This window comes from Tabrizicola sp. (assembly GCF_041911175.1).
Classification (GTDB): domain Bacteria; phylum Pseudomonadota; class Alphaproteobacteria; order Rhodobacterales; family Rhodobacteraceae; genus Tabrizicola.
Genome location: NZ_JAYRPN010000014.1, coordinates 30501 through 53316, shown reverse-complemented (window position 1 = coordinate 53316; position 22816 = coordinate 30501). Strand labels below are relative to the sequence as shown.

Below are 22816 nucleotides of genomic sequence, written 5' to 3'. Positions count from 1 at the left end.
CGTCAGTCGCCCAGCTCCTCGGTGGCCGAACCCGGCTGTGCTTCGTCGCGCAGCCGGTGAATATGCGCGATGAAATAGCGCATGTGGGCATTGTCCACCGTGCGCTGCGCCTCGCCCTTCCAGGCCCGATAGGCGCTTTCATAGTTCGGGAACATGCCGACGATGTGGATCTGGCCCACGTCGCGGAAGACGTTCGTCTGGGGGTCCGTCAGCTCGCCCCCGAAGACGAGATGCAGGCGCTGGGTCATCGTTGGCTCCGTCTGGTTCGACCGCGCGGACCCTATCCGGTTCCGCCGGAAGGGGGAAGTCCAAGGCAGGGTGGGCGGACCGGTGGCAGGGTATGGGGGACTTGCGCGAGGCGGCGTCTGGCCTCACATTCCCGTCAAGGCTGCAGGCAAGGCTGCGGCGGATTTGAAATGGAGGAGTTGACGTGAACGCAGATTTTCTCATCGGCTGGCCCGGGGTCTACCTGGCCATCGCACTTTTCTTCATCCTGTGCATCTTCCTTGGCGTGCGGATCGTGCCGCAGTCGGAAAAGCATGTCGTCGAACGCTTCGGTCGGCTGCGCGCGGTTCTGGGGCCGGGGATCAACTTCGTGGTGCCGTTCCTTGACCGGATCGCGCACAAGGTTTCCGTTCTGGAACGCCAGCTGCCAAACGCCAGCCAGGACGCCATCACCGCCGACAACGTGCTGGTGAAGGTGGAGACCTCGGTGTTCTACCGCGTCACCGAACCGGAAAAGACCGTCTATCGTATCCGCGACGTGGACGGGGCGATTGCCACCACCGTGGCCGGGATCGTCCGGTCCGAGATCGGCAAGCTGGAGCTGGATCAGGTGCAGTCGAACCGGGCGCAACTGATCGAACGCGTGCGCGAGCAGGTCACGGCGATGGTCGATGACTGGGGCGTCGAAGTGACCCGGGCCGAAATCCTGGACGTGAACCTGGACGAGGCGACCCGCGCCGCGATGCTGCAGCAGCTGAACGCCGAACGCGCGCGGCGGGCGCAGGTGATGGAGGCCGAGGGCAAGAAGCGGTCGGTCGAGCTGGCGTCGGATGCCGATCTTTACGCCGCCGAACAGGCCGCCAAGGCCCGCCGTGTGACAGCGGATGCCGAAGCCTATGCCACTGGCGTCATCGCGGGTGCGATCAAGGAGAACGGGCTGGAAGCCGCGCAGTTCCAGGTCGCGCTGAAGCAGGTCGAGGCCTTGCAGGCTGTGGCTTCGGGCCAGGGCAAGCAGACGATCCTGGTGCCCGCCAACGCGCTGGAGGCCTTCGGCGATGCGTTCAAGATGCTGAAAGGACGGGGCTGAGATGGAAGCACTGGCCGCAACCTGGTGGGCCTGGGTGATCCTGGGCTTCGCACTGGGAGTTCTGGAAATCATGGTGCCGGGGTTCATCTTCCTCGGCTTCGCCATCGGGGCGGTCCTGACCGGCATCCTGGTCGGGATCGGCATCCCCGCCGGGGTGCCGGCGCTGGTCCTGATCTTCGCCGTGGTCTCGATCGCGGCCTGGCTGGTCCTGCGTCGGACGATGGGGGTGCGCGAGGGCCAGGTGAAGATCTGGGACCGCGACATCAACGACAACCCCTGAGGCATGGACTTCACCGGGGCCAAGGCGGCGCTGTTCTGCGGCGCCTCGGTGCTGACCTACCTGCGCGACGAGAAACCGGGCCTGCGCTGGCCCGGCCTCTGGGACCTGCCCGGCGGCGGGCGCGAGGGGGAGGACGGGCCGGAGAACTGCCTGCTCCGCGAGCTGTGGGAGGAGTTCGGGCTGCGGCTGCCCCCTGACCGGCTGGTCTGGCGGCGGGAGTTCCCGTCGATGGTCGAGACGGGGCGAGTCTCGGTCTTCTTCGGGGGCTGGCTGAGCCGGGCCGAGGTCGGCCAGATCCGCTTCGGCGACGAAGGGCAGGGTTGGGAACTGATGCCGGTCGAGGGGTTCCTGGGGCACCCAAGGGCGGTGCCGGAGCTGCAGCGGCGGACGCGGATCGTGTGGGCGGACCTCGCCGGTGTCCACGCTGGGCGGAATGACGGGCCGACGTGATTTCAATGGGTTGGCTGTGGTCGTTCACCGGGTGGTAGCATTTTCGCTTTGTGTAGGATGCGCTACAGCGCACCCTACGACCGGCGGATCGTGTCCCCCGGCTCGAGCGTCGGGAACAGTTCCTCGACTTGAGGAGAGGACGGGGCGCTGGCGATGATCTCGGCGGCCTTGCGACCGATCTTCAACCGGCAGGCGTCCATCGTCGCCAGCTTGCGCGGCAGGCCGTCCAGCAGTTCCACCCCGTTGAACCCGGCAAGACCGATGCTTCCGGGAACATCGAAGCCTTGCGCAAGGCAGTAGAGCAGTCCCCCCGCCCCGATCATGTCGTTGGAAAAATACAGGAAATCGACGTCCGGCGTCCGGTTCAGCACCGCCGCCGTCATCTCTCGGCCCTTCAGGAGCGCCGAGCCGCCAGAGTAGAACTCGCGGTCGACCAGCGACAGGCCAGCCTTGGCCAAGGCCTCCTCGAAGCCCTCCAGCCGCTTCTTGGCGCGGAAGTCGTTCGGCATCTGGGTGCCGAGGAAGGCGATCTTGCGATAGCCGGCGGCGACGATCGCCTCGGCCATCTGCCGTCCGGCGCGGCGGTGCGAGATGCCGACGGCATGGTTGATGGGCGTGCCGTCGATGTCCATGATCTCGACGATCGGGATGCCCGCGCGGGCCAGCATGGCGCGGGAGGCGGCGGAATGTTCGAGGCCCGCGATGATCATGCCGGAGGGGCGCCAGCTGAGCATCTCGTAGATCACCGATTCCTCGCGGTCGGGCAGGTAGTTGGTGACGCCGACCACGGGTTGCAGGCCGGTGCCGACCAGCGTTTCGGAAATCCCGGTCATCACTTCCGGGAAGACCATGTTCGACAGCGACGGGATCACCACGCCGACCAGGTTCACCCGCTGGCTGGCCAGGGCCCCGGCGATCTTGTTCGGGACGTAGCCAAGGGTGCGGGCGGCCTCCAGCACTTTTTCCCGGGTCGGGGCGGACACGTCGCCCCGGTTGCGCAGGACCCGGCTGACCGTCATTTCGCTGACCCCCGATGCTTCGGACACGTCGCGAAGAGTGAGGGTGTGGCGCGGGTCGGGCGTGGGTTTGGTCAAGACGCGGTTCCGTTGCTGCGGCAATCCCTTGTTAGCGCCAAAGAGAAGGCTTGTCCAAGCCGGTTTCTCCTGCTACTGTTACCGCTAACAGTCATCGAGGCGCGGCTTCGAACTGGCAATATCTGGCGCATCCTAGCCAAGCTCTCAAACTGGATGCGACGGACCAAGGGGGAGGTAGTGGGCCAAACTTGCCTCCCCTTTTCTTTTGCCGATGGTTGAAATCGACACGGTTTCGTCGCATGACGGGCGCAGGCCCAGATACGGGGCCCCGTAGCTCAGGGGATAGAGCGGCCGCCTCCTAAGCGGCAGGTCGATGGTTCGAATCCATCCGGGGTCACCATCGTGACGCTTCCTTCCACGAAATCAATCGGATAGGCTTGGCCTTGAGGGGTTCTCGGGGGCAGGCGGATGCGGCGGATTGCGGTTCTGGACATCGGCAAGACCAACGCCAAGGTGCTGGTCGTCGACCTTGCCACCGGGGTCGAGGAGGTGCTGGCGCGATCCCCGAACGCGGTCCGGCGCGACGGGCCTTATCCGCATCATGACATCGAGGCGCTGTGGGCTTTCGTGCTGTCCGGCCTGCAGCTGGCGGCGGCGCGCGGGGTGGACGCGGTGTCGATCACCACGCATGGGGCGGCCTGTGTTCTGGTCGATGAAGGCGGCGGGTTGGCGCTGCCGATGCTGGACTACGAGCATGACGGGCCGGACCTTGTCGACGCCGAATATGAGACGGTGCGGCCGGGGTTTGGGGAGACAGGATCTCCGCGCTTGCCGGGCGGGCTGAACGTGGGGGCGCAGCTGTTCTGGCTGGAGCGGGCGTTTCCGGCGGAGTTCGCGACGGCGTGGCATGCGCTGATGCTGGCGCAATACTGGGCGTTCCGGCTGTCGGGCGTGGCGGCGAGCGAGGCGACCTCGCTGGGTTGCCATACGGACTTGTGGAACCCGTGGCAGGGGCGGTTTTCGTCACTGGTCGCGCGGATGGGCTGGGAGGGGTTGTTCCCGCCGGTGCGGAAGGCGGCGGACGTGCTGGGACCGGTGCTGCCGGAGGTGGCGGCGGCGACGGGATTGCCGGTGGGGACGCCGGTGCTGTGCGGGATTCATGACTCCAATGCCTCGCTGGTGCCGCATCTTGCGGAGGCGCCCTGCGGGGTGCTGTCGACCGGGACCTGGATGATCGTGATGGCCTTGGGCGGGCGGGCGGTGGAGTTGGACCCCGCGCGGGACGTGCTGGTGAACGTGAACGCACTGGGCCAGCCGGTGCCGACGGCGCGGTTCATGGGGGGCCGCGAGATGGAGGAGATCATGGGAGGGCGGATCGTCGAGCCGTCCGATGGGGAGTTGCGTGGGGTGCTGGAGCGGCGGGTGATGGCGATGCCGTCCCTGCACCCTGACACTGGGCCGTTTCCGGGGAAACGGTTCGGTTGGGTGGGTGGTGAGCCGGATGGCGGGGCGCGGATGGCGGCGGCGTCCTTCTTTGCGGCGCTGATGGGGGCGGAGTGTCTGGCGCTGGCGGGAGCCGAGGGGCCGGTGATCGTGGAGGGGGCCTTCGGCGGCAACCTCGCTTTCCTGCGGATGCTGGCGACGGCGACGGGGCGGGTCGTGCGCGGCGCGGGCCAGGGCGCCGGGACGGGGCTGGGGGCGGCGTTGCTGGCGGGGCCGTTACAGGCGAAGGGGCCTGCGGCGCTGGAGGTGGGACCGGAGAGTGATCCGCTGTGGACCGGGTATGTCGGCGCGTGGCGGGAGGCGGTGGCGCGCTGGTGACTGCTCCTCGTGCGCTTCGCTTCTCGTCGCGGGCGAGGAGGAGGCGAAGCCGAACGAGGAGCGGTCAGGGCAGGTAGAAAGTTTCCGTCAGCGGGATCGCGACGGGGGAGCCATCGGGGTTGGTCGCCATGATGTCGCCCATGTAGGCCCACCACTTCTTCATCACCGGGTGGTTGGGCAGATCGTTCATCGTGTGACCGTCGCGGCGTTCGAGGTAGCCGAAGAGGGTATGCGTTTCGCGGTCGAGGTGGATCGAGTAGTTCGAGATGCCGGTGTCCTTGAGGAGCTGCACCAGCTCCGGCCAGATTTTGTCGTGGCGGCGGGTGTATTCGGCCTCCATCCCGGGGTTGAGGTGCATCTTGAAGGCGTGGCGTTGCATCAGGCGTCCTTTCTGCGGCGAGCGCGGAAGTCGCTCAGGAGGTTCGGCAGCAGGACCGAGGCGATCAGCAGGATGCCGATCACCCCGGTCTGGATGTGGCCGGTCAGGTTCATCAGGCCCATGCCGTTCCTGAGGTTCAGGATGATGAGGATCGAGAGAAACACGCCGGTCATGCTGCCCTTGCCGCCGAAGATGCTGACGCCTCCCAGAAGGACCATCGTGATGATGTCGAGTTCGAAGCCGAAGGCGGTGTCGCCCCTGACCGAGCCAAGGCGGGCGGCGTAGAGGAGGCCGCAGAGCGCGGAGATCAGCGCGGAGAGCAGGAAGAGGGTGGTCTTCACCCGCACGACGTTCAGGCCGGAGAAGCGGGCGACCTCGGCATTGGTGCCGATCACGATGACCTGGCGCCCGAAGCCGGAGCGGTGGAGGGTCATGCCGAGGAGGATCAGGAGGACGAAGAAGAGGAGGATGGAGAGCGGGATCGGCCCGATCAGGCCTTTCTGGCCAAGGTCGGTGAACCAGGTGGGGAAGTTGCCAAGCGAGTTGTCTTTCACCAGCACGCGCGCGAGGCCGCGGAAGCCGATCAGCATGGCCAGCGTGACGACCAGCGAGGGGATGCCGACGCGGGCGATGAGGGTGGCGTTGACGAGACCGGCGATCAGACCCGCCGCGAGGCAGATGAGGATGGCGAGGCCCCCGGGCGTTCCGGCGTTGACGAGATAGCCGAAAAGCGCGGCGGAAAGCCCCATGATCGAGGCGACGGAGAGGTCGATCTCGGCATTGATGATGACGAGGGTCATGATCAGCGCGACGATGATCTTCTCGATGGAAAGCTGGAACAGGTTGATCTGGTTCTGCACCGTCAGGAATTCCGGCGCGAAGCTGGCGTTGAGCGCAAGGGTGGCGAGGAAGACGGCGAGAAGGCCGGTTTCCCAGGGGGTGAGGAATTTGGTCACTGCTGTCCCCCCTTGCGAAGCTTGGTGAGCTGGCGGCTGGCGAGGGTGTCGAGGGTGACTGCGGCCATGATCAGCCCCCCGAGCAGGGCATCGCGCCAGAATTCGCTTACGACGGCCCAGCGGGTGAGCGAGTTGTCGATGGTGTCGACCAGAAGCGCGCCGATCAGGACACCGATCATCGAGCCGGAGCCGCCCATGATGGAGACGCCCCCCACGACGACGGCAGCGATGGCCTTGAGTTCGAAGCCGAGGCCCGCGACGACGGTGATGTTGCCGAACTTGGCGAGGAAGAGGAAGCCGGAGAGGCCGGCGAAGGCTCCGCTGATGATGAAGGCGGTAAGGACCACGCGGCGGGCGTTGATCCCGGCCATGACGGCGGCGTCGGGGTTGGAGCCCACGGCATAGAAGCGGCGCGCGGGGCGGAGGAAGGTGAGGGCGAGGCCGCTGACGAGGCAGGCGGCAATCGCGATCAGGACGGTGACGCGGATGTCGAGGCCAAGGATGGAGAAGGCGTTGGCCGAGGGCAGGTCCACCAGCCATTGCGGCAGGCTGGCGGTGGTGATGGTCTTGGCGTCGGACCATTCGACGAGGAAGCTGCGGTAGAGTGCGAGCGTGCCGAGGGTGACGATGATCGACGGGACGCGACCGAAGGCGATGATGATGCCGTTCAACGCGCCGAACGCGCCGCCGAGCGCCATGCAGAACAGGACGGCGAGGACGGGGTGCAGGTCGGGCATGGCGTTCAGAAGCTGCCCGGTCATGTAGGCGGTGACGCCCATCACCGACCCGGCGGAGAGATCGATGTTGCGGGTCATGATCACGATGGCCTGGCCGACCGCGATGGGCAGGACCACGGCGGCGGAGGTGCTGATCCGGGTGAACATCCGGGGGGAGAGATAGCCCTCGATCTGGGTGGCGAAGAAGAGGATGGTCGCCAGCAGGGCGAGGCCAAGGGCCAGAAGGCGCAGGGTCTGCGGCGAGGCGCGGGTGAGCAGCGTCGTCATTCCTGCCCCCCGGTGGCGCGGGTCGGGGCGGCTATTGAATTGAGCGCTGACGCGCAGGCCTTTTGTCTCGCCTCTGCGCGTGAAGAACGCGCAACCGGCTCGGGATGCCTCCGGCGGGGATATTTGGGCAAATGTGAAAGGACATGGGCGCGCGCGGTCATGCTGCGGGCCGCTCGGTTGTGGCCTGTCCGGCGGCGAGGGCGATGACGCGCTCTTGCGTGGCTTGTTCGATAGGGAGGATGCCGGCCTGGCGACCCTCGCGCATCACCAGCACACGGTCGGCGAGAGCCAGCACTTCGGGCAGGTCGGAAGAGATGACGAGGATGGCGACGCCTTCGGCTGCGAGTTGGCGGATGATGGCATGGACCTCGGCCTTGGCGCCGACGTCGATGCCGCGGGTCGGTTCGTCGAAGATGAGGACCCTTGGCTTCGTCTCCAGCCATTTCGCCAGCATCACCTTCTGCTGGTTGCCGCCGGAGAGCTTGCCGACCTCGATCAGGCTGTCGGGGGAGCGGATGGCGAGGCGCTTGCGGTAGGCCTCAGACATCGCGGCCTCGGCCTGGCGGTCGATCAGGCCGAAGGGTTTCAGGAGTTTCTTGAGGCTCGCCAGCGAGATGTTGGCGAGGATCGACAAGGGCATCGCGAGGCCAAGCTTGCGGCGGTCTTCCGAGACATAGGCGAGGCCAAGGTCCATTGCCTGCTGCGGGGTGGTGATGCGGACCTGTTGACCGGCCAGCATGATGGTGCCTTCCGTCGCCGGGGCGATGCCGAAGAGGGAGAGCGCGACATCGGTGCGCCGGGCGCCGACGAGACCGGCGAGGCAGAGGACCTCACCCTTGTGGAGATCGAAAGTGATGCCGCGGAAGGTGCCTTGAAGGCCGAGGTCGCGGACGGAGAGCAGGGTCTCGCCATGCGGGTTGGCGGCGGTCTTGACGGCGAAGCTTTCCAGCGCGCGGCCGACCATGTCCTTGACGAGACCGTCCTCGGTGACCTCGGCGATGGGCTTGGTCGAGATGTGCTGGCCGTCGCGGATCACGGTGACGCGGTCGGCGATGCGAAAGATCTCGTCCAGCCGGTGCGAGATGTAGATCACGGCCACCCCCTGCGCCTTCAGCGCACGGGCGATGTCGAGGAGGCGGGCGACCTCATGGGCGGACAGGCTGGCGGTCGGTTCGTCCATGATCAGGACCTTGACCTTCAGGGACAGCGCGCGGGCGATCTCCACGGTCTGCTGTTCAGCGAGGGTCAGGCCCGCAGCGGCGCGGCGGACGTCGAGCTTCACGCCGAGGGGGGCGATGAGGGCATTGGCCTCGCGGGTCAGATCGGACCAGCGCATGATCCGGCCCTTGGCGCGGTTCGAGATGAAGATGTTCTCGGCGACGTTGAGGTCGGGGAAGACCATCGGCTCCTGGTAGATCGCGGCGATGCCTGCGTCCTGGGCGGCCTGGGTGGATTTGAGCGTGACGGGCTGGCCCTCGACCCGGATCGTGCCGCTGTCGGGCTGGTGGACGCCGGTCATGATCTTGATCAGCGTGGATTTTCCCGCGCCGTTTTCGCCGACGATGGCGTGGACCTCGCCGGGGAGGACGGAAAGGCTCATGTCCTTCAGCGCCTGGGTGGCGGCGAAGCTTTTCGACAGGCCTTGAAGTTCCAGGACCGGCTGGGTCACGGGGCGGGTTCCGATTTGAAGAGGTCAGCGAGTGGAGGCCGGGTGCCCCCCACCCCATCCCTCCCCCACAAAGGGGGGAGGGAGGTGCTTTGCCGGGACAGGTCCGGCGAGGTGTCGGGCCGTCTGTAGCGCCTCAGTTGGCGGCGGCTTCGACGTTGTCCTTGGTGTAGACGGTGAACGGCCCCATCAGGATGCGCTTGGCACCGGCGCGGCCGGGGTCTTCCTCGATCTTGAAGCTCCCCATCCGGCCGGCGGTGAATTCCTCACCCACCTCGCCCTTGATGGCTCCGGTGGCGAGAGCATAGGAGGCCTGGTAGGTCAGGTAGCCGAGGTCGACGAAGCTCCACAGCGCGAACTGCGGCGCGCAGCCGTTCAGCGAATAGCTGACCATTTCGGCAGGCAGCCCGAGGCCGGAAACCTTGACCTTCTCGCACAGCCCCTCGTCCTGCATGGCCTTGGCGGCGGCGACGATGCCGACGGTGGTCGGGGCCATGATCACCTTGAGGTCGGGGTATTTGTCGACGAGGCCGAGGGCCTTGTTGTAGGACTCTTCCGACTGGTCGTTGCCGTAGACGACATCCACGAGCTTCAGGTCCTTGTACTTGGCGTCCTCGGCCAGGACCTTCTTCATCGCGTCGATCCAGGCGTTCTGGTTCGCGGCATCCGGGCTGGCGGACAGCACGGCGAATTCGCCCGCGCCACCGGCGAGGTCGAAGGCCATGTCGGCCATCACCGTGCCGATCGAGCCGAAGTCGACCTGCGCCACGAAGAAGGCTTCGCCCGCGCCGTTCGGGATCGGGCTGTCCCAGGTCACGACCTTGGTGCCCGCAGCGGCGGCGGCTTCGGCGGCAGGCGCGATCTGGTCACCCGCGTTGTTCGACAGCATCACCACGTTCTGCTTCTGGGTGGTCGCAGTGGTCAGCATCTCGATCTGCCCGGCGGCGGAGTTTTCCGGGGTCGGGCCGATGAATTCCAGCGTGCCGGTCGAACCAAGCTCTTTCGCGGCTTCCTGCGCGCCGCGGTTGGCCTGGTCGAAGGGCAGGATGCCGAGGAATTTCGGCAGCAGGACGGCGTTCACCGCCTGTCCGGGGGTCGCGGTGACGGGTTCGGCCATCGCGGTCGAGCCCATCAGGGTCGCAAGGCCAGCGGCGAATGCCAAGCCGGTCAGTTTCATCATCATCTGTCAGTTCCTCCCGTTATGGTTTTCCTGCCGCCCCCTCTTCAGGCTGCGGTCAGGACCTTCGCTTGCTTTGGGTCGATCAGGATCACCTCGACACCCAGCTGGCGCAGGTGATCCAGCATGTGCGGCGGTGCGCCGGTGTCGGTGACAAGTGTCGAGACACGGCTCAGCGGGCAGACCACCATGTTGCCGCGCGCCTCGAACTTCGTGCTGTCGGCGACGACGACCAGTTTTTCGGTGCGGCTCAGCAACTTCGCCTCGGCACGCGCCACCAGCGGGTCGCTTTCGATGATGCCCAGCGGCGTGACCGAATAGCAGGACATGAACATCTTCGACGCGGCAAAGTGCTGGATCGCATCCTCGTCGAAGGGCGACAGGATGATCCCGGCCTCGCGGTAAAGCTCGCCGCCAGGCAGGACGACGCGGTTCGCCGAATGGGCGATCAGCTCCTGCGCGATGGGGAAGGAATTGGTCAGAACCTGCATCCGGTGCTGGCGCAGGCATTGCGCCATGAACCAGGTGGTCGAGCCCGCATTCAGGATGATCGAATCGCCGTCCTGGCAGAGATTTGCCGCACCTTGTGCGACGGCCCGCTTCAGGTCGGCGTTCAGGGTCTGGCTGGCGTCGAACGACGGCGCGGTCAGCGGCGTCTGGCCGGAGGCGACCGATTCCGCCCCACCGTGGACGCGCCTCAGCTGGCCCGAGTCTTCCAGCTTGGCAAGGTCGCGGCGCAGGGTGGCGACCGAGGCACCGGTGATCCCGACCAGGTCGGCCACCCGGACGATCCCCTTGTCCCGGAGGCGGGTCAGGATCAGCTGCCATCTTTCGCGTTCGTGCATCATGAGTGGAAGGCTGTCAGAATCGCTCATATCCGTCAACAAACAATCGCAATGCTGCGTTGCGGAAGAGTCTCTGCGATGCAGAATGCGCCTTTGTGATTGACTGTGAGCGTTTGCCGCCTATCCTGCGGGACAAACCCTTTCAGCCAAAGTTCGGACCGATGACCCAGGAAATCACCCTCAAGTCCCTGTGGGACGACGCTTCCGCCGCCACGTTGGATGAGCCGGGCAAGCTTCTCTATCGGTCGAACCTCTTGGGATCGGACCTGCGAATCACCAACTTCGGCGGCGGCAACACCTCGGCCAAGGTTGCCGCCACCGATCCGCTGAGCGGTGAGGCGGTGGAGGTGCTGTGGGTCAAAGGCTCGGGCGGGGACATCGGGTCGATGAAGCTGGACGGGTTCGCGACGCTGTACATGTCCAGGCTGATGCAGTTGCGGGCGCAGTACCGGGGGCTGGATCAGGAAGACGCGATGGTCGAGGCGCTGGGGCATACGATCTTCAACCTGAACCCCCGCGCGCCGTCGATTGACACCTGGCTGCACGGGTTCGTGCCCTACGCCCATGTCGACCATGTCCACTCCGACGCGGTGATCGCGATTGCGGCCAGCGCCGATCAGGTGCGGCTGACGCAGGAGATTTTCGGCGGTGAGCTTGGCTATCTGCCCTGGCAGCGTCCGGGGATCGACCTGGGGATCAAGCTGGGCCGGATGGCCGAGGAGAACCCGAAGCTGAAGGGCGTGGTGCTGGGGCAGCACGGTTTGTTCACCTGGGCAGACACGGCGAAGGACTGCTACCTGCTGACGCTGGAGATGATCAACAAGGCCGCCGTCTGGCTGGACGCGAACGTCAAGCGGCCAGTGTTCGGGGGCGAGATGGTTCCGGGCTTGGCGGCGGAGGACCGGAGGGCCACGGCGCGACGGCTGATGCCGCTGATCCGGGGGCGGATTTCGGGCGGTGCGCATATGGTGGGGCATTTCACCGATGCGCCGGAGGTGCTGGAATTCGTGAACTCCCGTTCGCTGGACGAACTGGCGCCGATGGGGACGTCCTGCCCCGACCACTTCCTGCGGACGAAGATCAAGCCGCTGATCGTGCCCGCCGATGCAGATGCGAGCGCGCTGGACGGGCTGATCGCGGGCTATCGCGCCGACTATGCTGCCTACTACGACCGCTGCAAGCGGCCCAACTCCCCCGCCATGCGCGACCCAAATGCGGTGATCTATCTGGTGCCGGGCGTGGGGATGCTGTCTTTCGCCAAGGACAAGGCGACGGCGCGGGTCTCGGCGGAGTTCTATGTCAACGCGATCAACGTGATGCGGGGGGCCTCGGGCGTTTCGCAGTATCAGGGCCTGCCGGAGCAGGAGGCCTTCGACATCGAATACTGGCTGCTGGAAGAGGCCAAGCTGCAGCGGATGCCGAAGCCCAAGCCGATGGCAGGCCGGGTGGCCTTCATCACCGGCGGCGCGGGCGGGATCGGCTCGGCAAGCGCCGAACGGCTGCTGCGCGAAGGGTGCAACGTGGTGCTGGCCGACATCGACCAGACCGCGCTGGACGAGGTCGTGGCGGGCTTTGGCAAGCGTTATGGCCGCGACATGGTGCGCGGCGTGCTGATGGACGTGACGAGCGAAGCGGCGGTCATTGCGGCGGTGGAATACACGGTGGCCGAGTACGGCGGGTTGGATGTGCTGGTGAACAATGCCGGGATCACCAGCGCGGCAGCCGTCGAGGATACGACCCTCGCGATGTGGAACAAGACGATGGACATCCTGTCGACGGGGTATTTCCTCGTGGGGCGTGAGGGCTATCGCGTTCTGAAGGCTCAGGGAATCGGCGGGTCGATGGTGTTCATCTCGTCGAAGAACGGGGTGGCGGCGTCGCCGGGTGCCAGCGCCTATTGCACGGCGAAGGCGGCGGAGATTCACCTCGCGCGCTGCATGGCTTTGGAGGGCGCGCCGCTGGGGATCCGGGTCAACGTGGTGAACCCGGATGCGGTGCTGCGCGGATCGAAGATCTGGAAGGGTGAGTGGTCGGAGCAGCGCGCCGCGTCCAACAAGATCGCGGTTTCCGAACTGGAGGAGCACTACCGCAAGCGGAGCCTGTTGCAGCGGTCGGTCTTCCCCGAGGATATCGCGGAGGGGGTTTTCTTCTTCGCCTCCGACCTCTCGGCGAAATCGACGGGGAATTTCCTGAACGTGGACGCGGGCAATGCCGTGTCCTTCACGCGCTGAGGGGGCGGGGATGCTGATTTCCGAAGATCTGGTCGGGTCGCTGAACGACGCCGCGCGGGTGGCGCATGAGGATGAGTTCGGCGCTTTGGGGCGTAAGCTTCAGCGCCGGGGCGTGGACATCGAGGCGCTGGTGATCCGAGCAATGGCCTGGTCGGTCGCGGTGCCGACTTGGGGTGTGGGGACCGGGGGGACGCGCTTCGCCCGCTTCCCCGGCAAGGGAGAGCCGCGCAATATCCACGACAAGCTGGCCGATTGCGGGGTGATCCAGCAGCTGACGCGCGGGACGCGAACGGTCAGCCCGCATATCCCGTGGGACAAGGTTTCCGACTACAACGCCCTGCGGCAAGAGGCGGCGCAGTACGGGCTGGGGTTCGATGCGGTGAATTCGAACACCTTCCAGGACCAGGCGGATGAGAGGCTTTCGTATCGGTTTGGATCGTTAGCGAACGTCCGTTCGGATATCCGGGCGCAGGCGGTGGCGCATAACATCGAATGCATCGAGATCGGTAAGGCCCTTGGCGCACCTGCGCTGACGGTGTGGATCGGCGACGGGACCAACTTTGCCGGGCAGCAGAGCCTTGGGGGCATGTTCGAGGCCTATCTGTCGGCAATGGAACAGGTCTATGCGGCCCTGCCCCCGAATATGGCGATGTTCATCGAGCACAAGATGTATGAGCCGGCGTTCTATTCGACGGTGATCAGCGACTGGGGTTCGTCGCTGATGGCGGCGCAACATCTGGGGCCGCAGGCGAAATGCCTCGTCGACCTTGGCCACCACGCGCCCAATGTGAACATCGAGCAGATCGTGGCGCGGCTGGTCCATGTCGGGCGGTTGGCGGGGTTCCACTTCAACGACTCCAAATACGGGGATGACGATCTGGATAGCGGCTCGGTCGATCCGTTCCGCCTGTTCCTGGTCTTCAACGAACTGGTCGAGGCGGAATTGCGCGGGGCCAAGGGCTTTGCGCCCTCCTACATGATCGACCAGAGCCACAACGTCACCGACCCGATCGAAAGCCTGATGGCGTCGGCGGTGGAGATCGCGCGCGCCTATGTTCAGGCCTCTCTGGTGGACAGAAAGGCTCTGACGCAGGCGCAGGAGGCCAACGACGTGATGGCCGCGCATCGCACGCTGAAAGCCGGGTTCCTGACCGATGTCTCGCCGATCCTGGCGGAAGCGCGGATGCGGCAGGGCGGGGCTTATGACCCCATCGCGGCCTATCGCGCCAGCGGCTACCGCGACCGGGTGGCGAAGGAGCGGCCCGAGGTGAAGGGATCCTCGTCCGGCATCGTCTGAGTTCGGGCCGGAGGGGAGGCCGGTTGGATGCAGAAGCACTCGATCATCGACGAAAGCCACGCCTTCTGGGATGAGGTGGTGCTGCCCCTATTGGCCGCCCGTTTCCCGGCGGAGACGGCGCAGATGGCCGCAGGTGTCTTCGGCTACGGGTCGGAGGTGCTGCGGCTGGACGATGTGTATTCCGCCGACCACCACTTCGGGCTGCGGGTGAACGTCCTGCTGCCAGAAGAGCTGATGAACACGCGCGGGGCGGCGATCGAGGATGCGCTGGCCGAAGGGTTGCCGTCCGCGTGGCGGGGCCGGGAGTTGCGCGAGGGCTATACCCGGACCAAGGGCGTGGCGCTGGGATCGCTGGAGCATCACCTGCGGTCGACCATCGGGCTTGATGCGCCGCCGAACAGTTATTCACAATGGCTGTCGATCCCCGAGGAAGACGTGATGCACATCACCGCCGGGGAGGTCTGGCATGACCCCTCGGGCCGATTCTCGGCGGTGCGGGAGGCGTTGGCGGGCTATTACCCGGAGGAGGTCCGGCTGCGGCGGCTGGCGCATTGGTGTCGGTATTTCAGCGGCATGGGGGTCTATGCGCTGAAGCGGGCGCTGCTGCGCGAGAACGAGCTTTACGCCAGTACCACCTTTGCCCGCTCCTTGCGCTGGGGCGTACAGATGGCCTTCCTGCTGGACCGGCAATACTACCCCTATGACAAGTGGCTGGCCACGATGTTCCACCGCCTGCCCCGGATGGGCGCGCGGCTGGCCGCCATCGTCGAGGAAGCCCCGAAGCTTTCGACCTCGTGGGAGCGGAAGCTCGACCTGCTGCACCAGATGTCGGACGTGCTGGATCAGGCGATGGTGGAAGACGGGCTGATCGCCCCGCATCCGCGCTACAGGGTCTCGGCAACCTCGGGCTACCGGCTGCTGGAATCGGCCTATGCCGAGCTGATCCGCAAATGTCCGGTCGAGATCCGGGGCGTGGTTCCGCAATGGGAACAGGTGCATTGGGAGGGGTTCCATTCCGAATTCGTCGCCGGGGTGGGGCTGGAGGACTGGCGGCGCATGCTGCTTCTGGAGGAATGCGAATGAACGGTTATGAACGGGTGATGGCCACGATCAACCACCAGCCGGTGGACCGCACGCCCATCGACTGCTGGCTCTACCAGAAGCAGTTCCTGGAGCGGCTGGAGGCAGACTACGGCCCGCGTGAGAAGTTCATCGAGGAATTCGGGATCGACGTCTTCGTCGGTTTGATGCCCTTTCCGAACCAGCACGGCCGCCGCTTCGACATCCACGAGCTGGCCGATGTGCCGCTGGAGGACCCGCGCGATCCGAAATGGCTGAACTTCACCGACTGGAACTATGATTTCGGCGGCACCAACATCGCCACCGCGATCCGCGACCACAAGGGCAAGCGCTGCGTGTTGGCGCATTGCTGGGGGATGGTGGAGGGGACTTCGAGCTTTCTCGGGATCGAGAACTGCTGGATGAACCTGGGCGGCAACCCCGACCTGATGGCCGGTTTCTTCGACCGCTACGCCGACTGGCTGTGCGTGCAGGTCGACCAGATGATCGAGGCGGGCGTCGACATGATGACGCTCTCGGACGACTGGGGATCGAACGGGACGATGCTGTTCTCGCCGAAGTCCTGGCGGAAGTTGATCAAGCCCTATGCGATGCGGGTGGTGCAGCACGCAAGATCCAGGGGGATGCCGGTCAATCTGCATTCGGACGGCTACATCCTGCAAGTCGTCGATGACATCATCGAGATGGGCTACACCTCCTGGCATCCGGTGCAGGAAAGCGCCGGGATGGACCCGCGTGAGGTCAAGGCGAAATGGGGCGACAAGATCGTCATCTACGGCTCGCTCGACGTGGTGGACGGGCTGTTGAAATACGACGGCGACGAGCTGGACGAGTACATCACCGAACGCTTCGGCATCTATGCCCCCGGCGGCGGGTTCATCTTCAACGGCGGGCATTTCATCCAGCCGGACATTCCGCCCGCGCGGCTGGTCCGGGCCTATCGGCTGGTGAACAAGCTGGCAGCGCAATACGGGACGCTGCAGTGAAGGCTCCTGACGGGACGCACTGGATCGGCCCGGCGCATCCGTTCGACTTGCGCGACGTTTATGTGAACTTTCGTGCGGATATCGAGATCGATATTATCCCTGCAGAGGCGATCCTTCGCTTGTGCGCCGACAGCCGCTATCGCCTTTGGATCAACGGGGTGTTCGTCGGTCGCGGCCCAGAGCGGTCCTGGCCTACATCGATGGCCGTTGACGAACGGTTGATCGGAAACCACCTGCGCCTCGGCGTGAACCGGATCGCGGTTCAGGTCTATTCCCCCGGCTATTCTCATTTCGCCTATGTCCATCGCGGCGCCTGTGGGCTGATCGGCTGGCTGGAGCTGGCCGGACGGGTCGTGCTGACCACCGGACCGGGCTGGAAGGCGCGGCGGGATGCGTCGTGGTCGGATCGGGTGGACCGGGTGTCGATCTACGGAACGGGCATCGAGGACCGCAACCTTGGGCTGGAGGAGGCTTGGATCGAAGCCGACGCCTCTGCCTGGGATGCCGTCCGGGTGGTGCAGGAGGCGGAAGGACCGATCTGGCATCGCCTGCGGCCCCGCGCAACCGCCTTGCCGGTGGAGGGCGTGCAGGCTCTGGATAGGCCCTGGCAGGTGCGGGTGGGTCCGGCAGTTGCGGTGTCGGATGATCCGCACAGCGACCTGCGAAAAGCATTTTCACTTTCCTCGGAAACCCCCGCCCCCGCCCTTCTCCCACGCGGGGCCTCGGCGATCTGGATCTTCGACCTGGGCGAAAGCCGCGCCTGTCTGGCGGGCGTGGAAGTGACCGCCTCGGGGGGAGAGCGCCTGCTGATCTCTTACGCCGAGAAGCTGCGGGAGGGCGACCTCCTGCTTTCCGACCCCGCGACCTACTGCCGGATGCGCCCGACCGACCGCTTCACCCTGCGCCCCGGTTGGCAGCTGGTGGAGGGCTTCACGCCCCGCGGCGCGCGCTATCTGGTCTTTGCGCTGGAGGGCGGCGGCGTTTCTCTCGCGCCCAGGTTCCATGTCCGCCTGCCGGTGACGCCGGTGGAGGAACGGCCCCTGCCCTCGTTGCACCCGGAACTTAAGGCCGTCGCGGAGTTGTGTCGCCGCACCACGCTCAACTGCCTGCAGGATGGTTTTGTCGACGGGGTCTGGCGCGAGTCGAGCCTGTGGGTTGGCGATGCTGTCGCGCAGGATTGGGCGCTGCGGGCGATCTCCGACGATCCCCGACCGCTGCTCTTCACCATCGACATGGCGGCAGAAGGCGCGGATGCCGAGGGGTTCCTGCCGAGCGTGCTGCCGGGGGAGGTTCCGGCCTATGCGGTGACGGATTACAACTTCAGCTGGGTCGAACTTCTGGCCGGTTGCGCGACGCATCCCGGTATTTCCGAGCCGGAAGCGATCTGGCAGCGACATTGGGGAACGCTGACCCGCATGCTGGAGCGGATGGCGACGCACCTGGGGCCGGACGGCCTGTTGCGCAATCCGCCGGGGCGCAGGCTTTTCCTCGACTGGTCGCCGATGAGCCGGGCGGAGCCGAACCTCACCCTGAACCTGCGGAACCTGCATGCGCTAAGGCTGGCGGCGGGGCTGGCGGAGAAGGTGGGCCGGACGGCGGATTGGGCAGCACAGGCAGGTGATCTGGCTCAGGCGTTGCAGGGGCATCGCGCTGCGGACGGCTGGCGCGAAAGTCCCGGCGGGGAGGCGGCAAGCCAGCTGGCTCTGGCGCTGCTGATCCTGACCGGGATGGTCGAGGGGCCGGAGGCGAGCGCGCTGGCGGACCGGATCATTGCGCGGTCACTGGACCTGAGGGATGAGGCCCTGCCAGGCCAGCCTGCCCTCGCCAGCCCCTTCATGCACCACTATCTTTTCCTTGCACTGCAACAGCTTTGCCGCCGCAAGGACATCCACGCCATCATCGCCGCCCGCTGGGGCCGCTGGGCGCGCGAAGGCCGACCGACCACGCCGGAGAACTGGTCGATCGACTTCCCCGACGGGTCGGCCTGCCACGGCTTCTCGGCACACCCGCTGGGGTGGCTTTAGAAGTCCAGATGCTCGACGCTGAGCGCGTTCTGCTGGATAAAATCGCGGCGCGGCTCCACCACATCGCCCATCAGCTTGGAGAAGATGTCGTCCGCCTCGGCCAGGTCGTCGACCTTGACCTGCAACAGCGTCCGCGCCTCGGGGTCGAGCGTGGTTTCCCAGAGCTGATCCGGGTTCATCTCCCCAAGGCCCTTGTAGCGCTGGAGCGTGAGGCCCTTCTCGCCTTCGGCCAGAATGGATTTCAACAGGTCGATCGGCCCGTGGATCGCCTGCTCGCGGTCCTTGCGGACAAGGCGCGCGGGGTCGCGGTAGATATCGCGATGCTGGCCCGCCAGCTGTGAGAGCTTGCGCGCCTCCGACGAGCGCAGGACCGCGCCGTCGAGCGTGCGCAACTCCTCGACCCCGCGCAGGATGCGGGAAAGCCGGATGCCGTGGTCCTGGGTGATCCGGCCCTGCCAGCCGCGCTCGAACTCTGGCGCGATCAGGTTCAGGCGTTTGGCCACCGTGTCGGCGACAAGTTGCAGGTCGTCATCCGCCCGGCCCGGGTCGAAAGCCCCGGCCAGCGCCGCCTGTTCCAGAATCGCGCGGGGATAGTGCGTCGGGAAGGCGTCGAGCACCCGGCGGAACTGGCGCGCGCCTTCGATCACCCGGGCGAGGTCGTTGCCCGCGATCTCGGTGCCGTCGGTCAGGCGCAGGACCGCGCCTTCGGTGCCCATCTCGACCAGATAGTCATCCAAGGCGGCCTGATCCTTCAGGTAGACCTCGGACTTGCCGCGCGCGACTTTGTACAGCGGCGGCTGCGCGATGTAGAGATAGCCGCCCTCGATCAGCTGCGGCATCTGGCGGAAGAAGAAGGTCAGCAGCAGCGTGCGGATATGGGCGCCGTCGACGTCGGCGTCGGTCATGATCACGACCTTGTGGTAGCGCAGCTTGCCGATGTCGAATTCATCGCGACCGATCCCGGTGCCAAGCGCGGTGATCAGGGTGCCGATTTCCTGCGACGAGAGCATCCGGTCGAAGCGGGCGCGTTCCACGTTCAGGATCTTGCCGCGCAGGGGCAGGACGGCCTGATTGCTGCGGCTGCGCCCCTGCTTGGCGCTGCCCCCCGCCGAGTCGCCTTCGACGAGGAAGAGTTCGGATTTCGACGGATCCCGCTCCTGGCAATCGGCCAGTTTGCCGGGCAGCGAGGCCACGTCCAGTGCGGTCTTGCGCCGGGTCAGCTCGCGCGCCTTGCGGGCGGCTTCGCGGGCCAGCGCGGCCTCGACGATCTTGCCGACGATGATCTTCGCGGGGCCGGGGTTCTCCTCGAACCATTCCGCCAGCTTTTCGTTGACCAGGTTCTCGACTGCCGGGCGGACCTCGGAGCTGACCAGCTTGTCCTTGGTCTGGCTGGAGAATTTCGGGTCCGGCACCTTGACCGAAAGGACGCAGGTCAGCCCCTCACGCGCGTCGTCGCCGGTGAAATCCACCTTCTCGCGCTTGGCGATGCCGGAAGACTGGGCGTAGCCGGTGATCGTCCGGGTCAGCGCGCCGCGGAATCCGGCCAGATGCGTGCCGCCGTCGCGCTGCGGAATGTTGTTTGTGAACGGCAATACGGTTTCGTGGTAGCTGTCGTTCCACCACATCGCGACCTCGACCCCGATGCCGTTCTTCTCGCCGACCATGTAGATCGGTTCCGGCATGACGGCGGTTTTCGAGCGGTCGATGTATTTCACGAATTCCCGCACGCCGCCTTCGTAGAACAGCTCAACCTTCTGCGGTTCGGCATGGCGTTCGTCCTCCAGGATGATCCGCACGCCGGAGTTCAGGAAGGCCAGCTCCCGCAGCCGGGTTTCCAGCGTCTTGAAGCTGTAATCAAGGTTGGAGAAAGTCCCGTCCGGCCGGTTGATCTTGGCCGAGGCAAGAAAGCGCACCTCGGTCCCGCGCTTGCCGGGGGCGGGGCCGACCTCGTGGACATGCACCGTGCACTCGCCATCCTCGAACCGCGCCCGGTATTCGGTATCGTTACGCCAGACGATCAGCTCCAGCCATTCCGACAGCGCGTTGACCACCGACACGCCCACGCCGTGCAAGCCGCCCGAGACCTTGTAGGCGTTCCCGCCCTCATCCGTGTTGTTGAACTTCCCGCCCGCGTGCAGCTGGGTCATGATGACCTCGGCGGCCGAAACGCCTTCCTCGGGGTGGATGTCGACCGGGATGCCGCGGCCGTTGTCGAAGACGGAAACGCTGTCATCGGCGTGGATCTTCACCACCACCGCCGTCGCGTGGCCCGCCAGCGCCTCGTCGATGCCGTTGTCCACGACCTCGTACACCATGTGGTGCAGGCCCGAGCCATCGTCGGTGTCGCCGATATACATGCCGGGCCGCTTGCGAACAGCCTCCAACCCTTTGAGAACCTTGATGGAATCGGCGCCGTATTCGGCGGGCTTCTTGGGCGCTTCGGCCATGCGTGGGGAACCCTTGTCGTTGCGCGCGATTTATAGCGGTTCGGGGCGGGAATGTCACCCCTGAGCCACCAGATTTGGTAGCTACAGGAAGGGGATCACCAACCCGACGCCGATCAGCAGGATACCCGAGCCGACGTTCAGCCGATGCACGCTTTCCGGGCTGGACAGCAGCTGCCGCGCCCGGTCAAGGAAAAGGGCCAGACCCAGGTTCCCTGCCATCGGCACCGCCGCCGAAATCGCGATGATCACCGCCACATCGGGGGCGGTCAGGCGCTCCAGCGTGAAGAAGCCGGGCAGCGCCCCCATGTAGAACAGGATCGCCTTCGGGTTGCCGATCACCGCCGCGACGCCCACCGAAAAGCCCGCCCACATGCCGGGCCGGGTCAGGCGGCTGTCGGCGTTCAGGGTGGCGGCGGGCTTGCGGATCAAGAGGTATCCCATGACCAGGAAGATCGCCGCCGCCACCCAGCGCAGGACCTGTAGGAAGTCGCCATAGGCGCTTTCGATCCAGGTAAGGCCCAGGATCGCGGTCAGCGGCCAGACCAGATCGCCGATGGCGACACCGATCGCCAGCGGCCAGGCGGCGGCAAAGCCACCCGACAGGGCGCGGGCCGTCAGCGCCACCCAGACCGGCCCGGGAACCGCCCAGAGGCCCGCCATGCCAAGCGCGTAAAGGAGGAGTTCATGAAACGAAACGCTCATTCGGTTATTCCATCGTGATCTGTGAACCGGCCCCGGACTCGCGGACGGTGAAGGACTGGCCCCGGTTGCCCAGGGCGGCAAAAAGCCCGGCTTCGGTGCCGGTCATCAGGGCCTGTGCGCCAAGCGCGCAGATTTCGTCGTAGAGCGCGGCGCGCCGGACCTCGTCAAGATGGGCGGCAACCTCATCGAGCAGCAGGATCGGCGATTGGCCCAGGTCCTGCGCCAAAGCACGGGCATTGGCGAGGATCAGGCTGATCAGCAGCGCCTTCTGCTCCCCCGTCGAACACTGGTCGGCGGGCGCATCCTTGGCGGTGTAGCGGGCCAGCAGGTCGGCGCGATGCGGGCCGATCAGGGTGCGCCCGGCAGCGATGTCACGGCGACGGCCCTCGGCCAGCGCAAGCGCAAGGTCGTGCGGTTCCTCACTGCCCTCCGGCCCGGTCAGTTTCAGCTCGGCAGAGGGAAAGGCGCTGGCCGGATCGGCGGCGGCAGCAATGCGGGCGATGGCGGCGCGGCGGTGGGCGGTGATCGCTTCGCCCGCCTCGGCCATCTGGGCTTCCAGCGCCGCATACCACTGCGCATCCGTCACCTGATCCTTGATCAGCCGGTTCCGGTCGCGCATCGCCTTTTCGTATGTGAGCGTCTGTTCGGCATGCTCGGGGAAGAAGCTGAGCGTCAGCCGGTCAAGGAAGCGGCGGCGGCCCTCGGCAGCCTCGATCCAGAGCCGGTCCATCGCCGGAACCAGCCACAACACGCGCAGCACCCGGCCAAGGCTGGCCTGCGTGGCGGCCTTGCCGTCAATGCGGACCTGCCGCGCCTCGCCGGGTTCGGCCCAGGTTTCCAGCTCATGCGACGCGCCAAGGCCCCGGACCTGGGCGCTGATCTTCCACCCCACCGCCTCGGGCTTGCGGGCCAGGTCCTCGGCTCCGGCACGGCGCAGGCCCCGACCGGGCGACAGCAAGGACACTGCCTCCAGCACATTGGTCTTGCCCGCACCATTCGGCCCGACAATGGCCACAGGGCGGGTGTCAAAGACCAGCCGCGTCGCCCGGTGGCTGCGGAAATGCGACAAGGCGAGGGTTTCGATCGCCAGACCGCCCACCGGATTTCCCTTTCAGACCAGACGTC

20 protein-coding genes and 1 tRNA gene are annotated in these 22816 nt (G+C 66.1%); 10 read left to right on the top strand and 11 right to left on the bottom strand.

Translation table 11 applies throughout. The features are described from left to right. Positions 1 to 2: 2 nt before the first annotated feature. The gene (locus ACE3P6_RS01570; protein WP_374391211.1) at positions 3 to 248 is read right to left on the bottom strand and encodes a DUF4170 domain-containing protein; all 246 of its coding nucleotides are present in this window, start codon (positions 246 to 248) and stop codon (positions 3 to 5) included. Positions 249 to 430: 182 nt separating this feature from the next. Between ACE3P6_RS01570 and ACE3P6_RS01565 the strand changes: the two genes are divergently transcribed. The 3 genes from ACE3P6_RS01565 to ACE3P6_RS01555 are packed head-to-tail and all read left to right on the top strand — an operon-like array spanning position 431 to position 2042. Next, positions 431 to 1312 carry an SPFH domain-containing protein gene (locus ACE3P6_RS01565; protein WP_374391210.1) on the top strand — a complete coding sequence of 294 codons (882 nt, stop codon included), beginning with the start codon at positions 431 to 433 and terminating at the stop codon, positions 1310 to 1312. A 1-nt stretch (position 1313) separates the two neighbouring features. Next, a complete protein-coding gene (locus ACE3P6_RS01560) occupies positions 1314 to 1592 on the top strand; it encodes an NfeD family protein (protein ID WP_374391209.1) in 279 nt (92 codons plus the stop codon). Positions 1593 to 1595: 3 nt separating this feature from the next. Next, entirely contained in the window at positions 1596 to 2042 is a 447-nt protein-coding gene (locus ACE3P6_RS01555; RefSeq protein WP_374391208.1) for an NUDIX hydrolase, read from the top strand. A 74-nt stretch (positions 2043 to 2116) separates the two neighbouring features. Here ACE3P6_RS01555 and ACE3P6_RS01550 read toward each other — a convergent pair whose 3' ends face one another. Then, entirely contained in the window at positions 2117 to 3136 is a 1020-nt protein-coding gene (locus ACE3P6_RS01550) for a LacI family DNA-binding transcriptional regulator (protein WP_374391207.1), read from the bottom strand. Between the two features lie 264 nt (positions 3137 to 3400). On the opposite strand from ACE3P6_RS01550, the gene ACE3P6_RS01545 reads away from it, so the two are divergent. Both ACE3P6_RS01545 and ACE3P6_RS01540 read left to right on the top strand, forming a co-directional pair. Continuing rightward, a tRNA-Arg gene (locus ACE3P6_RS01545) sits at positions 3401 to 3476 on the top strand. Positions 3477 to 3544: 68 nt separating this feature from the next. Further along, positions 3545 to 4897, top strand: coding sequence for an FGGY-family carbohydrate kinase (locus ACE3P6_RS01540; RefSeq protein WP_374391206.1), 1353 nt, complete (start codon positions 3545 to 3547; stop codon positions 4895 to 4897). 64 nt (positions 4898 to 4961) lie between these two features. On the opposite strand, the gene rhaM is transcribed toward ACE3P6_RS01540, so the two are convergent. From rhaM to ACE3P6_RS01510, 6 genes are all read right to left on the bottom strand, one after another. Next, positions 4962 to 5276: an L-rhamnose mutarotase gene (gene rhaM, locus ACE3P6_RS01535; protein ID WP_374391205.1), complete on the bottom strand. Its 315-nt coding sequence runs from the start codon at positions 5274 to 5276 to the stop codon at positions 4962 to 4964. Continuing rightward, positions 5276 to 6232, bottom strand: a complete 957-nt coding sequence (locus tag ACE3P6_RS01530; RefSeq protein ID WP_374391204.1) for an ABC transporter permease — start codon at positions 6230 to 6232, stop codon at positions 5276 to 5278. Before ACE3P6_RS01530 ends, rhaM begins: the two co-directional genes overlap by 1 nt. Beyond that, complete coding sequence (locus tag ACE3P6_RS01525; protein ID WP_374391203.1) at positions 6229 to 7236, bottom strand: ABC transporter permease; 1008 nt, start codon at positions 7234 to 7236, stop codon at positions 6229 to 6231. The genes ACE3P6_RS01530 and ACE3P6_RS01525 overlap by 4 nt, the downstream gene beginning before the upstream one ends. Positions 7237 to 7393: 157 nt before the next feature. After that, positions 7394 to 8905 carry a sugar ABC transporter ATP-binding protein gene (locus ACE3P6_RS01520; RefSeq protein ID WP_374391202.1) on the bottom strand — a complete coding sequence of 504 codons (1512 nt, stop codon included), beginning with the start codon at positions 8903 to 8905 and terminating at the stop codon, positions 7394 to 7396. 133 nt (positions 8906 to 9038) lie between these two features. Further along, on the bottom strand, positions 9039 to 10085 hold the full coding sequence (locus ACE3P6_RS01515; protein WP_374391201.1) for a rhamnose ABC transporter substrate-binding protein: 1047 nt from the start codon (positions 10083 to 10085) through the stop codon (positions 9039 to 9041). A gap of 41 nt (positions 10086 to 10126) precedes the next feature. Further along, the gene (locus tag ACE3P6_RS01510) at positions 10127 to 10927 is read right to left on the bottom strand and encodes a DeoR/GlpR family DNA-binding transcription regulator (protein WP_374391200.1); all 801 of its coding nucleotides are present in this window, start codon (positions 10925 to 10927) and stop codon (positions 10127 to 10129) included. Positions 10928 to 11085: 158 nt separating this feature from the next. Between ACE3P6_RS01510 and ACE3P6_RS01505 the strand changes: the two genes are divergently transcribed. The 5 genes from ACE3P6_RS01505 (at position 11086) to ACE3P6_RS01485 (ending at position 18542) form a co-directional block, all read left to right on the top strand. Continuing rightward, positions 11086 to 13155, top strand: coding sequence for a bifunctional rhamnulose-1-phosphate aldolase/short-chain dehydrogenase (locus tag ACE3P6_RS01505; RefSeq protein ID WP_374391199.1), 2070 nt, complete (start codon positions 11086 to 11088; stop codon positions 13153 to 13155). A gap of 10 nt (positions 13156 to 13165) precedes the next feature. Further along, on the top strand, positions 13166 to 14452 hold the full coding sequence (gene rhaI, locus ACE3P6_RS01500; RefSeq protein WP_374391198.1) for an L-rhamnose catabolism isomerase: 1287 nt from the start codon (positions 13166 to 13168) through the stop codon (positions 14450 to 14452). Positions 14453 to 14479: 27 nt separating this feature from the next. Further along, complete coding sequence (locus ACE3P6_RS01495; RefSeq protein WP_374391197.1) at positions 14480 to 15535, top strand: DUF4037 domain-containing protein; 1056 nt, start codon at positions 14480 to 14482, stop codon at positions 15533 to 15535. Continuing rightward, positions 15532 to 16518, top strand: a complete 987-nt coding sequence (locus ACE3P6_RS01490; protein WP_374391196.1) for a uroporphyrinogen decarboxylase family protein — start codon at positions 15532 to 15534, stop codon at positions 16516 to 16518. Before ACE3P6_RS01495 ends, ACE3P6_RS01490 begins: the two co-directional genes overlap by 4 nt. Before the next feature lie 200 nt (positions 16519 to 16718). Then, complete coding sequence (locus ACE3P6_RS01485) at positions 16719 to 18542, top strand: hypothetical protein (protein WP_374391195.1); 1824 nt, start codon at positions 16719 to 16721, stop codon at positions 18540 to 18542. On the opposite strand, the gene gyrB is transcribed toward ACE3P6_RS01485, so the two are convergent. The 3 genes from gyrB to recF all read right to left on the bottom strand — a co-directional run bounded on the left by gyrB (position 18539) and on the right by recF (position 22790). Beyond that, positions 18539 to 20989: a DNA topoisomerase (ATP-hydrolyzing) subunit B gene (gene gyrB, locus ACE3P6_RS01480; protein WP_374391194.1), complete on the bottom strand. Its 2451-nt coding sequence runs from the start codon at positions 20987 to 20989 to the stop codon at positions 18539 to 18541. The two genes, ACE3P6_RS01485 and gyrB, sit on opposite strands and share 4 nt — an antisense overlap. An 81-nt stretch (positions 20990 to 21070) precedes the next feature. Continuing rightward, positions 21071 to 21691 carry a LysE family translocator gene (locus ACE3P6_RS01475; RefSeq protein WP_374391193.1) on the bottom strand — a complete coding sequence of 207 codons (621 nt, stop codon included), beginning with the start codon at positions 21689 to 21691 and terminating at the stop codon, positions 21071 to 21073. A 4-nt stretch (positions 21692 to 21695) separates the two neighbouring features. Next, positions 21696 to 22790 (bottom strand): DNA replication/repair protein RecF, encoded by a 1095-nt coding sequence (gene recF / locus ACE3P6_RS01470; RefSeq protein ID WP_374391192.1) that lies wholly within the window; start codon positions 22788 to 22790, stop codon positions 21696 to 21698. Between the last annotated feature and the right edge of the window lie 26 nt (positions 22791 to 22816).